Annotated in this window: 10 protein-coding genes and 1 pseudogene; 1 reads left to right on the top strand and 10 read right to left on the bottom strand. The window is 51.0% G+C overall.

Annotated elements, in window-relative coordinates:
• Positions 1–425: 425 nt before the first annotated feature.
• A pseudogene (locus ASG81_RS31115) lies at positions 426–539 on the top strand (transposase); the annotation flags it as partial.
• 505 nt (positions 540–1,044) lie between these two features.
• On the opposite strand, the gene ASG81_RS32920 reads toward ASG81_RS31115, so the two are convergent.
• From ASG81_RS32920 to ASG81_RS19870, 10 genes are all read right to left on the bottom strand, one after another.
• A complete protein-coding gene (locus ASG81_RS32920; RefSeq protein ID WP_056638192.1) occupies positions 1,045–1,251 on the bottom strand; it encodes a hypothetical protein in 207 nt (68 codons plus the stop codon).
• Positions 1,252–1,288: 37 nt separating this feature from the next.
• Positions 1,289–1,537 carry a glycosyl hydrolase family 28-related protein gene (locus ASG81_RS32915; protein ID WP_056638189.1) on the bottom strand — a complete coding sequence of 83 codons (249 nt, stop codon included), beginning with the start codon at positions 1,535–1,537 and terminating at the stop codon, positions 1,289–1,291.
• Positions 1,534–2,640 (bottom strand): glycoside hydrolase family 88/105 protein, encoded by a 1,107-nt coding sequence (locus ASG81_RS19905; RefSeq protein ID WP_056638186.1) that lies wholly within the window; start codon positions 2,638–2,640, stop codon positions 1,534–1,536. Before ASG81_RS19905 ends, ASG81_RS32915 begins: the two co-directional genes overlap by 4 nt.
• Positions 2,627–3,877 (bottom strand): MFS transporter, encoded by a 1,251-nt coding sequence (locus tag ASG81_RS19900; RefSeq protein WP_056638183.1) that lies wholly within the window; start codon positions 3,875–3,877, stop codon positions 2,627–2,629. Before ASG81_RS19900 ends, ASG81_RS19905 begins: the two co-directional genes overlap by 14 nt.
• A complete protein-coding gene (locus ASG81_RS19895; RefSeq protein WP_056638180.1) occupies positions 3,874–4,989 on the bottom strand; it encodes a hypothetical protein in 1,116 nt (371 codons plus the stop codon). Before ASG81_RS19895 ends, ASG81_RS19900 begins: the two co-directional genes overlap by 4 nt.
• Complete coding sequence (locus ASG81_RS19890) at positions 4,986–6,386, bottom strand: family 43 glycosylhydrolase (protein WP_056638177.1); 1,401 nt, start codon at positions 6,384–6,386, stop codon at positions 4,986–4,988. The genes ASG81_RS19895 and ASG81_RS19890 overlap by 4 nt, the downstream gene beginning before the upstream one ends.
• A 28-nt stretch (positions 6,387–6,414) precedes the next feature.
• Entirely contained in the window at positions 6,415–7,293 is an 879-nt protein-coding gene (locus ASG81_RS19885) for a carbohydrate ABC transporter permease (RefSeq protein WP_028608956.1), read from the bottom strand.
• A gap of 24 nt (positions 7,294–7,317) precedes the next feature.
• Entirely contained in the window at positions 7,318–8,271 is a 954-nt protein-coding gene (locus tag ASG81_RS19880) for an ABC transporter permease (RefSeq protein ID WP_056638174.1), read from the bottom strand.
• A gap of 79 nt (positions 8,272–8,350) precedes the next feature.
• Positions 8,351–9,907, bottom strand: a complete 1,557-nt coding sequence (locus ASG81_RS19875) for an extracellular solute-binding protein (protein ID WP_056638171.1) — start codon at positions 9,905–9,907, stop codon at positions 8,351–8,353.
• A 310-nt stretch (positions 9,908–10,217) separates the two neighbouring features.
• Entirely contained in the window at positions 10,218–11,738 is a 1,521-nt protein-coding gene (locus ASG81_RS19870; protein ID WP_056638168.1) for an extracellular solute-binding protein, read from the bottom strand.
• Between the last annotated feature and the right edge of the window lie 183 nt (positions 11,739–11,921).

The raw sequence follows: 11,921 nt of genomic DNA, 5'->3' as shown, positions 1-11,921 counted from the left end.
ATCCTCTGACGAGGAACGAGCTGCTTTTTTAGTTTTTCAATCACTTTTACCATCTCGGAATACCCATTTCCTCAAAATTAAGGCTTTTGCAGGGCTCTCTAAAAAGGGCTTTTTTTATAATAATGATGACATCCACCGTATTATCTTTTGTCACTAAATGATCAGATCGTAATGTAAAATGTCATTTTTATGATTTCATTTATTGCCAAGTACCTTTCTTTTCCCAGTTGTTCGGGTGCTTAAGCGAGTTGGTCCAAATCCCAGCTTCAATTACCGCAAAATTTTTCACTACCGATTCATAGCTGCTTGTATGCCAGTATCCTTGAACCGATGTTAACGATCCAAGTATAATAAGTGTTAGTGAATAAAGACGATATCTGATCAATTACAATGGTGCTGATTCTAAACCCCGAGTTAAATAAGCCGCGCTCGTCGAGCTGGATCGTTTCGAAGAAGAATGGGGCAAGAAATATCCCCTCATTATTCGCTCATGGCGTAACAATTGGGAAGAATTATCCACGTTCTTCAAGTATCCGCCAGGCATAGCTCCATCATCGGGCCACCAGATGTTTGTTTCGAGATCGACGACCCCTCCGGAAGCGAGCAATGCGCTCCATTGTTTGCTCGTCATCTTCCAGTCCTTGACTGGGCGCCAGGCATCCCCGTTGCCGTCGAAAACCCCTTCGCCTGTGATGGCGATGTCCATCAAGCCGCTGCCTGAAATCGTCGGCTGATAGCGGACGGCCGTCTGGCCTTCCCAATAGCCCGTTAGCAAAGGGTACAGCGCCTTGTCACGGCTAAAGGCGATAACCGCTCCCTTCTCAGCATGCAAGCGAATACGGCTCCTCAGCTCGAGCGGACCGGTCAACCACAATCCGGCCGGAATGACCACCGTACCGCCGCCCGCTGCCGCGCATGCATCGATCGCTTGCTGCATAGCTTCGGTATTCAGCCTCGAGCCGTCGCCCACTGCGCCGAAATCCGAGATACTTACCGTGTGCGCAGGGAAGCTTGGCTGCTCAACGACCGGCATCTGCTTACTCATCATTCGTCACCGCCGCAACGCGGAACGAAGCCGCGTCCATAAGTGCTGTCCATCGTCAGGTAGAGATGCGCGTTCTGTTCAATGAGTTCATCTCGATAAGGAGAAATCCCCTCCTTCTCTCCCTGCTTTAGCCGTTGATAGGCTGCCCACCAAGCCTGGCCTTGTCCATCAATAACGCCTTCTCCTTTAATTGCAACCCGCTCCAACTGGTACCCGTAGATGAGCGGATGGTAACCGTAACACTCATAGCCGGACCAGCGTGTAAATGTCGGCTCGTAATCTTCGAACCGGCCGAAGCGTCGCCCCGGTTTCCAAATATAAAGTAATGCCGCTCGCCATCCGAATCGGGCCTGTCGCGTAGGTTCCCGCAGGCACGCGCACGATTCCGCCGCCGGCCTGCGCGCATGCTTTGATGGCTAGACGAATGGCTGCCGTATTGTCCGAGACGCCGTCGCCGACCGCCCCAAAGGCGGTAATGTCACGTTCCCTCATAACGCGATTTCCGCTTCGGCAACCGCCACGCAAGCCAGAATGAAGGCGCCCACGCCATGCAGGTCGTTCTCGCTCACCGGACGTGTAACATAGTTTTGGTAATCGCCGACTGATGTACCGATACATATATTCGGCACAATCAGGCGCCCTTCCGTATCCGTACGCAGCCGTTCAATCAAGCCGCGGTATCCTTTGCGAGCAGCGTCCAAGGCATCGGCGCCGACCGCCCCGTGCTTCGCCGCTCCGACGATGGCGTATACGAACAAGGAAGTGCATGAAGTCTCGAGCCAGTTGTCCGGCTGGCCGCCTTTATCCACCACTTGATGCCAGAGACCGGTCTCCGCATCCTGGAATCGAATTAAGCCTTCTGCGAATCGGCCTAATGCTGCCAGCAACTCGCGGCGCGCCGGGTGATCCTCCGCCAAAATATCGAGAAATTGGGATAATGCCAAGCCGTACCAGCCCAAGGACCGCCCCCAGAACTCCGGTGAATTACCGGTCTCCGGATTAGACCATGGGAACTTCCGGCTTTCATCCCAAGCATGGTATAAGAGGCCTGTCGCTTCATCGGACATGTGCTTGCGCATCAGCTTCTCCCATGCAATGACCATCGGCACAAGGGAGGCATCCCCGTATGCATTCGCATAGCGGAGCGCGAACACGCCTCCCATGTATAAGCCGTCCAACCACATCTGGTACGGATATTTATCCTTATGCCAGAATGCGCCCTCGGACGTCTTGTTCAGCGTGTTGAACAGATGGCGCAGCTTCTCTGCGGCCGAGCGGTATCTGCGGTCCTCGAAGGACTCATCCAGGGTGAGCAGGAGCAGTCCCGGCATGATCGCATCCAGCTCGTCGCGGGCGAAGAAGAAATTGCCGTCCTCGTCTACAAGCTTATCAACATACCGCTTCGGGTACTCGAGATACTTCTCGTCGCCCGTATGCTTCCATACCTGCAGCATCCCTTCTAGAAAGATACCTTGGTGATAATGCCAACGCCCTTCCGGAGGCAGCTCCTCGGGCAAATATAATGACATAAGAGAATCGCATGCAGCTTGCGCATAGAACAGCGGCGATTTCTTTGCAATTTCATTTGGACTCATGACGGGGCAGCTTCCTTTCAAGAAATAGATGATAGTTGGGAAAATGCGGCGACGCCAGCCAGCCGATAAGCAGCTGCAGGGCAGCGACGATCGTCAAAACCCATGTAAAAGCCGCTGTCTCCGCTAGACTTGTCGTAATCATTAGCGCTATAACGCCGGCGGCCCGTCCCGCATTCGTGAACACCTCGCGAAGCACGACGGCCTCGACGCGGAAGTGAGCCCCCAGCGGCAGCTCGCTGCTGAGCTTATAGTAGAAAGAGGTATACGCATTGTTTTGCAGCGGCTTCACGAAAGAAAAAAGCAGCATGAACACAATAACCGTCCAAAGCGAGATGCCGAAATATAGGGGAACCGAGCCGATCAGAAATCCAGCCGCCGCCACTCTCAAGTAATCAGCATTGCGTTCCGTGCGTCCCCACCTGGCCAATGCGAAGCCGGAAAGGATCGTTACGCTTAGAAATAACACATTCATATAGTTAACGAACGATTCCCTCGGTACCGCTTCATACAGTAAAATCGCGGGAATATAGCTAAGCACCCCTTGCGGCAAGCCGAAGAAGAACCAACCCCACAGCGATCTGCCGAATGCGCGGTGCTTCCGCATCATCGAAATCGAATATTTCAAATAGTACGTCCGGTGATGCGTCGGCTTACACTTCATCTTCAAACTGTTGATCGCGGCATAGGCAAACATCACGAAAGCGAGCAAATAGACGTACGTATACCCTTGTATCCCGCCGGACCAATCGAGGATTCCTCCGGCGACCGCCGGTCCGGCCAGCATGCTGATATTCGTAATCATCAGATTCCAGCCTAAATATTTATGGCGGTTATCATCATTCGTCACGTCCGTAATCATCGTAAAGTGCCCCAACCAATAGAACGAGGTCGATATACCCTTCAACACGGCGAAGCCGATGTAATAATCGGCCATCCGCTCTCCGCTAATCACGATCAGCAAATAAAATACGGCCGTTAGGAAAATCCCGGTCCGGTATGCGAACAGACGGTCCTTTAACTTTGCGATCTTGCCGATATACATCGCAGCGATCGGTGCGGTAATCAGCGCTATAAAATTAAAGGCGCCGTTAATCCACAGGTCGTTCGTTAACCGCCACAAGTATAAGTTCACAAGGATGAGCGACAAGGCATTGCCAAACTGATAGATGCCGTGGTTAAACAGTGTAATATTCGCCTCGCCCGACAGTCGAGCCGTTTGTTTGCCGGTGTTGATCATTCAGCCTCGCTCGCTTCTCCCGCGAACCAGCTTTCGGACGCCGGAAGATGCTCCAAGGGAAGCTCGGCCAATTCCCGCAGCGTGTACCGGATCAAGACCGCTTGGGTTCCCGCATTCATGTCGCTCTCAACAAGACCAAGTCCGAGCGGAACAGCGATCGGCATATCGGGATATTCCTCGCCCGGCTTTACCTGCGCTACGTTCGGAGCCGGCGGAGAATGCTCCAGCTCCCGCGAGAATCCTCCGTCTTCCCGCTTCAGCTTTGCCAAGTTCGTCAACGTAATGTCCGCAATCTCCGTCAGCTCGCCCGGCGGAATGGATAGCTTCATAGAGGATAGCAAGCTGATCAGATTTCGAATATAGCACATATCATTAGCTGTATCCGTTCGCAGCACGCGCAGGGTAGAGTTGTAAATTTGTTCCTTGCGCGGAACCGGCACGCCGAACCGATTGTAGAAGAGCTGCGTCTTGAAAGTGCCCGAAAGCTGCGTGTATGGGGTTCCTTCTCCCCAGAATCCTGTTTCCGGGTTCTGAATACGGTTCAAATAATCAAATACCTCGCGCTGATATGGCTCTCTTGCATCGGCAGGCATCGCTGCCAGATGCGCGCCGCAATGCGACAGCTTGTCGCAGCCGCGCCAGCTGTTCGCTAAACTGATCGAACGCAGCCAAGCTCCGAAGGTTTGCAAGGACTCCATATAAGCGGGCGTCGCCTCACTCTGATGCCGCGACGGATACAACGGCTCCGCGCCGAACTTCCGCAGCGCGCCAAAGCTGTAACCCGCTGCGCGGCCGACCATAACGTCGTCTAACCTCATATTAGGATTGATATCATAGAAAAATCCGGTCGCCTCATCCTGCTTAGATTGGAAGAATTGAATCGCGCTCTCCCTCATAGGATTGCTTAAACGATCGAGCAGACCGCAGCGTTCAATGATGTTAAAAGCCTGAGCCGTCGATTCGATATCCGGTGTAAACCGCCCGGACTGCTTCGAGCTCCTTGCGTAGAAAAATCCGCCCGACCTCTCGTCATATTGCTCCTCCAGCCATTGGAAAAAGCCATCAAATAAGGTGTCGCCATAAGCTAATAGGTCTGCCAATCGCCGATTCATGTTCTGTTCCCTCCTAAGTTGGTTAGCGGTGCATACGTAAATGAATGGAACGTCGCGCGCCCGTCTCCGACCGTATCCAAACCGACTCTCAAACTCAAAAAACCGCCGAACGTATTATGATGAAATCCAGAAGCATCGATGACCTTATCGTATTTTGACCAAAATATCCCATCAAAGCTATAGAATAACGAGACAATATGAGCATCGTTCCGAATACGAATCCATGCTTTCCGGGTGTCGCCGGGCATGGTGGAGTAGTTCTTGAACGAGCGGAAGTGACGCACGCCTGCCGCGTTCAACCCTATGCCAAAATAAGCCTCTTCATTATAGTAAAGAAGCACCCTCGCTTCCGCGTCCCCTTCGACCGACACCTCCGCCTCGATTTCGTAACGTTCATGCGCCGGCATATACAGGAGCGGCGCGGAGGCGGATGCCCCCTCAACCGAAAGTCCTGCCGGGCCGGTGCGGAACCGGTCTGATGGAGAGAAGCCCTCACACTGCCAATTCAGAGGAAGGGCATCGCCGTTGAAACGCTCTCGAGCAATGACCGGCGGCGGTACATCTAACCTGCTTGGCGCCGTCTTGAACCATCCGTCCTCCATCCACTCGATCGGCTCAAGCAGTGTCTGCCGACCTAAGGTATGAAAGCCTTTCAAGTAAGCATGGTACACGATCCACCACTGGCCGTCAGGCGAATCGATGAGCGACCCATGCCCCTTCGACCACCAACGCTCCTCAGCGGATTCGGTATGGATGATCGGATTATAGGGAGAATGCTCCCACGGTCCCAAAGGGGTCCGCGAACGTGACGATACCGCCATATGGCTGGTAGGCGGGCCTGCCGTGCCGCCGATGGCGACCGTCAAATAATAATAGCCGTTATGAAACGTCACTTTCGGTCCTTCCAAGCTGAACGCTTCGACCTCCCAATCGTCGGGGTACCGCCAGCTCTCGTACACATGACGCGGTTCACCGGCGACGGATAAACCATCCTCGGCAAGTTCGACGATATATCCGCCCGACATATGAAGATACCGCTTGCCATCCTGTCCGACCGTATGTCCCGGATCGATGCCCTTGATGCCGAGATCGATCGGCTGGCTCCACGGACCCGTCGGATGAGATGCCGTTACAACCCAGTTTGACCGGTTCGCCGGGAAGTAAATATAATAAGTGCCTTTGTATTCCGTGAAATCCGGGGCCCATACGTCACCGATATATTGCTGCAAAGCGGCTGCCGCCGGCCTCCAGCTCATGAGATCACTGCTTTGCCAAATAATGAGTCCTGGAGTGAGCTTATACGAAGAATGCGTCATATAGTAATGATCGCCGACCCGCAGCATGGACGGGTCGGCGTAATTGCCTCCAACGATTGGAGCATACGGAGTAATTTCCAAAATGCCCTTCTCCTCTCCTAATCCGAAATTAGCCTTTAATCGATCCGAGCAGAGCGCCCTTCGCAAAGTGTTTCTGAAGGAACGGATATACAAGCAGGATAGGCACGGTAGCAACCACGATAACAGCCATTTTCACTGTCTGCTCCGGCGGACGCACGAAGTCATCCATGCCCGAGGTATCGGCAGCCAAGCCGCTTGCCAGAATGACGATTTGCCGGAGGATAACCTGCACCGGCCACTTCGCTGCATCATTCAAGTATAGAATCGCTGTCATATACGTATTCCAGTACGTTACCGCATAAAACAAGGAAATGGTTGCAATCGCCGGCATCGAAAGCGGAATCACGATACGGAGCAGAATCCCCCAGTCGCTGCACCCATCCATTTTTGCCGACTCCTCCAAGCCATCCGGAAGATTCTGAAAGAAGTTGCGCATAATAATCAAGTTGAAAGCATTGATCGCCGTTGGCACGATGAGAGCAGCCAGAGAGTCGATCAACCCGAGCTCCTTCACAACTAAAAACGAAGGAATCATACCGCCGCTGAACAACATGGTGAAAACGACCATAAACATAATGCCTCTGCGCCCGTCCAAATCTCTGCGCGACAAGCCGTATGCCATTAACGCGGTCAATACCATACTGAACAACGTGCCAAAGATCGTAACGCCGATGGATACGCCCATCGATTTCATAATCGTGTTGGTTGAAAAGATATACTTATACGCGTCGAGCGACCAGACCGTCGGAATGATGACGAACTGCTTTTGCGCCAGCTCCCCCACCGTTGTGAACGAACCGGCAATGACATGAATGAAAGGAAGGAAAGTAACTAATGCGATAATGACAAGCAAAGAGTAGTTAACCGCATCGAATATGCGGCTTCCCAGCGTTTTATCCTGCACCATGGTGACTCCACCTTTTTAAAATAATTAATAAATACCTTCCTCGCCGGACTTCTTCGATAACCAGTTCGCGCCCATGACCAAGATAAGACCGACGACAGACTTAAAGAATCCAACCGCTGTACTGTAGCTGAACTGCCCTTGACGTAAACCTGCTGTATAAACATACGTATCGAAAATCTCCGCGACCTCGCGATTCATGGAGTTCAATAGGAGATAGATGTGTTCGAAGCCAAGTTCCAGCACGTCCCCGATTTTCAGAATCAACAGCACCATGATGACGCTGCGAATCGACGGCAACGTAATGTGCCATATTTGACGAAAACGGTTAGCGCCGTCTATACGGGCCGCTTCATACAGCCCTGGATCGATTGCCGCCATTGCCGCCAAGTAAATAATCGTGCCCCACCCCGCTTCTCTCCAAATGATCTGAAGCACGTACATCGGCCGGAACCACTCATTGCTCATTAAGAAGTTCACTTTTTCCAAGCCCATCAAGACCAGCAGCTCGTTAATGATTCCGCGGTCCATGGAAAGCATAACGAATGAAATCGACACAATGATAACCCAAGACATGAAATGCGGAATATAAACGATCGTCTGGACTATTCGCTTAAACGCTTCCCGCCTGACCTCGTTTAACATTAAGGCGAGAATGATCGGAATCGGGAAATAAAACAGCAGGTTCATAAAGAATAACAGCAGCGTATTTCGTAAAATCGTAAAAAACATCGGTTCGGTGAACAGTCGCTCGAAATGCTCGAAGCCGACCCACGGACTGTTCAGAATGCCCAAATAGGGTTGATAATCTTGCAGCGCAATGACTAATCCGCCCATGGGAATATACTTAAAGATAACGAAGAAGAGGAACCCCGGAAGGATCATTTGATACAACGCCCGATTGTTAATAAGTCTCCTCTTTAGTTCTGAACTTTGTTTCGGTTTGGTGACCATCGCGTTTCCAACGGCTGTATCACGCATCATTTCTTCTCCCTTTCTCTATAGAAAAATGAGGAGGCTGTCGCATGCTTCCCACAGCCTCCGGCATTACATAACGACATTATTTCGCTGCAGCGTAAGAAGCATTATATTCGTCGATGATCTTCTGACCGCCTTGCTTCAGCCATTGATCTACCGCTGCTTGGAATCCGGCTTCGTCAATGTTGCCCAACATGAATTTGTAAGAGGCATCTTTAATGATTTCTTGCAGACGCGCGCCGTCTTGATTGTAAGTAAGGGAATCAAGCGCTGCCGCAGGATCGTGGATTAAGTAGTTGTTGTTGTCGACGATCAACTCTTCCGCTTTCGCCTTGGATGGCAGAATGTGTTTTGCCTCCAGCATTCCGTCAATCGTGGAAATACCTCCGATTTGAAGAGACAAGTATGGCTTCGTTTCGCGATCTGTCAGCGCTGTGTCTGTGGAAGGAATGACTTTGCCGTCTTCAATCGTATGATGCTTGCCTTCGATGCCCCACGTGATTAAATTCATCAGCTCAGCGCTCATCAATTGATCATAGAAAGAAAGGACATCCTTCAACTCTTCTTCCGATTTCACGGCGGATTTCGGGAACAATACGACGGAGCCGAAGCCCGGGATCGCCCAGGTGCCGTATTCGCTGTTCGGACCGCTCACCTTGTGATGGACGTCAAGCAGCGCATCCGGATTTACTTCAGTAATCTTCTGATCCAGGCCCGCCACGTCACCCATGGAACCGACATATACGCCGGCTTTGCCTGTGAGCAACAAGCTTTGCTGGTCGGTCTTGCTCGTTACCGGGAAGTCTTGGTTCATGTAGCCTGCACTATGAATGCGCTTAAAGAACTGCAAAGTCTCCATATATTGAGGGAACATAAATTCCGGCATCAGTTTGCCGTCCTGCATTCCCCAATTGTTCGGCGTGCCAAACCAGGAAGCTACCGTCTTGAATGCGCCGTAAACAAAATCGCTGCGATCCGTCATCCCAATCGTATCGTCCTTGCCGTTTCCGTCCGGGTCGTCCGTCGTAAATTTCTCAACCATCGTTAAAAATTCTTCTGTTGTCGTCGGCGCGGAAAGCCCGAGCTTGTCGGCCCAATCCTTCCGGTAGATAAAGCCCTGACGGGACAGCGGACGCTCTGCGTAAAGAGCGTATACTTTGCCGTCTACCGATGTGTTAGCCAATACTTCCTTTTGCAATTTCTTTAAATTCGGATATTGATCGAGTAGCGGCCCGATTTCCCAGAACTGGTCGTTCCGAATCGCGTCTCGCAACATAACGAGCGAGGTTTGGTTTTTAATGTACGTCGCTTGCGGCAGTGTGCCCGTCGCGAATGATGCGTTCATCTTCTCGTCGTAGCTTCCATCCGGTACCCACTGGATTTTAAGATCTGTATTTGTCGCTTCTTCCAGCATCTTCTCGATCGTGTCGTCTGGCACCTCTGGCGTATGAAGATTAGCCATAATGGAAATCTTGACTGGCTCTTTCTTTGTTCCTGCGGGTGTCTCGGTTGTCGTCTGGGTATTATTGTTCGGCCCCGCTGCGGGGCTATTCGACCCGTCCGAATTACCTGCACATCCGGTCAATACTGCGAACGCTGTCAATACCGCCAACAGGGCGCTGGCTTTTTTCTTTGCCATGATTATGACCTCCGAATTATTATTGTTGTTCAGATTTCGTTGCCCCCTCAATATAAGACGGTTACGGTCGTTACGTATATAATCCGAGGATTTGCGGGGGAGTAAAAACCCTGTTCACGCGCGTTATTTCCGCGATTATATCCCCGATCTTATCTAATGATTATCCCTGTAGCGGAAGTTTCTCCTGAAACGCTGAAAAACCGATGGAGCATAACATCGCTCCATCGGTCTATAAGTTCCAAATATTGCATTCATAAGATAGCGCTTGTGGAAGATACCTTTGTTATGCGTATATGCGCTGAAGGTACGATCAGGGAGCGCTCCGATACGATACATTATATTCATCGATGATGTCCTGCCCGCCCTCGCTAAGCCAACGATCCACTTCCGCTTGAAAGCCGGCTTCGTCAATCAATCCTAAAATATACTGGTACGTTGCATCCTGAATATATTCTTGAAGTCTGGCTCCCCGTTCATTGAAGGTGTTCGATTCGAACGGCCACGTCGGATCATGAACCAGAATTGAATTATTATCAAGCGTCAAAGTCTCTGCCTTATCTTTGACACCCATTTCAAAGTTGGACTCTAAATAACCCATGATCGTTAGAGGCCCCCCGATTTCAATCGCTTGGTACGGCTTGACGTCCTTATTCGTCATTTCGATATCTACCGTGGGAACGACCACTCCGTTATCGAGGTTATAATGCTCACCTTCTATACCCCACCTCAGCATATTCGCGAATTCCGGTTCCATGAGCTTGTCGAAGAACGAGAGGACCTCCCGCAGTTCCTCCTCGGTCTGTATGGACGAGGTCGGAAACAAAACAACCGTTCCAAAGCCCATAGAAGCCCATACCCTTTCTCCCTTAGGTCCGGCGATTCGGTTGTGTACATCAAATACAGCAAGAGGGTTCACTTCTGTCGCTTTTATCTGGAGATTATAAACGTCACCCATCGCCCCGATGTATACGCCGGCTTTTCCCGAAATGAAAAGATCCAATTGGTCTGCTTTTGCCGTCACAGGAAAGTCTTGATTCATCATCCCCTCCTGATGCAGCTTACGGTAGAAATTCATCGTATCCCTATATTCCTGGAACATGAATTCAGGTAAAAGCTTACCGGCTTCATCACCCCAGCCATTCGGTGTTCCGAAGTAAGTCGAGACGGTTTTGAAGCTGCCGTAGACCAGATCGCTTCGATCCGTTAATCCGAAGGTATCTTGCAGACCGTTTCCGTCGGGATCGCCAAAGGTGAATTGGTGCAGCATATGGTAGAACTCGTCAATCGTTTGCGGCGCTTCAAGGCCGAGACGGTCCGCCCAATCCTTCCGATAGATCAGTCCTTGGCGAGATAAGGGACGCTCTTGATATAGGGCGTATATTTTGCCGTCTACTGAAGTGTTTTGCAGCACCTCGAGCTTAAGCTTCTGCAAATTGGGAAAGTCTTTGAGCATCGGCCCGATCTCCCAGAACATCCCGTTCCGGATCGGATCCCGCAGCCTGTCCAGCATGTCGGCATTCTTTAAATATACCGCCTCGGGCAGCGATTCCGTAGCCATGGAAGCATTAAATTTCTCCTCGTAGCTGCCATCGGGTATCCATTGAATGTCGAGCTCAGAGCCAATCTTCTCTACTAACCATTGTTCGATCTTCTTGGACGGCACTTCCGGCGTGTGGAGATTCGCCATCATCGTGATAGTGCCCCGATCTCCAACGTTAGCGGATTCATGCGATGCGCCTCCATCCCCCGCTAGCGGATTCCCGCATGCTGTAAGCACTGTCATTAACACTAAAATCGTTAGCATAAACAAGATCGATGGTTTCCGATTCATAGGCTCGTTCCTCCCGTGTTTGGCTGTATCTTCAATTATGGCATAATCTGCAGTCTTTTTCATGAGTACACTGTTTCCGGCTGACAAGATCAAATCCAAGGATTACTTAAGGTCTTATATTGAAGCGTTTACATTAATCTTATACAATGGGGTTATCTATCGAAAGGCGGCGAATCTATTAAA

Origin of the sequence: Paenibacillus sp. Soil522 (genome assembly GCF_001428245.1) — a bacterium.
Classification (GTDB): domain Bacteria; phylum Bacillota; class Bacilli; order Paenibacillales; family Paenibacillaceae; genus Pristimantibacillus.
Note: the sequence above shows the minus strand (reverse complement) of the source record. Positions and strands in the feature narration are given on the sequence as shown.

Excerpts from the sequence above, each read along its gene's own strand:
- ASG81_RS32915 (WP_056638189.1), bottom strand. The coding sequence starts at position 1,537 with ATGAGGGAACGTGACATTACCGCCTTTGGGGCGGTCGGCGACGGCGTC.
- ASG81_RS19905 (WP_056638186.1), bottom strand. The coding sequence starts at position 2,640 with ATGAGTCCAAATGAAATTGCAAAGAAATCGCCGCTGTTCTATGCGCAA.
- ASG81_RS19900 (WP_056638183.1), bottom strand. The coding sequence starts at position 3,877 with ATGATCAACACCGGCAAACAAACGGCTCGACTGTCGGGCGAGGCGAAT.
- ASG81_RS19895 (WP_056638180.1), bottom strand. The coding sequence starts at position 4,989 with ATGAATCGGCGATTGGCAGACCTATTAGCTTATGGCGACACCTTATTT.
- ASG81_RS19885 (WP_028608956.1), bottom strand. The coding sequence starts at position 7,293 with ATGGTGCAGGATAAAACGCTGGGAAGCCGCATATTCGATGCGGTTAAC.
- ASG81_RS19880 (WP_056638174.1), bottom strand. The coding sequence starts at position 8,271 with ATGCGTGATACAGCCGTTGGAAACGCGATGGTCACCAAACCGAAACAA.
- ASG81_RS19875 (WP_056638171.1), bottom strand. The coding sequence starts at position 9,907 with ATGGCAAAGAAAAAAGCCAGCGCCCTGTTGGCGGTATTGACAGCGTTC.
- ASG81_RS19870 (WP_056638168.1), bottom strand. The coding sequence starts at position 11,738 with ATGAATCGGAAACCATCGATCTTGTTTATGCTAACGATTTTAGTGTTA.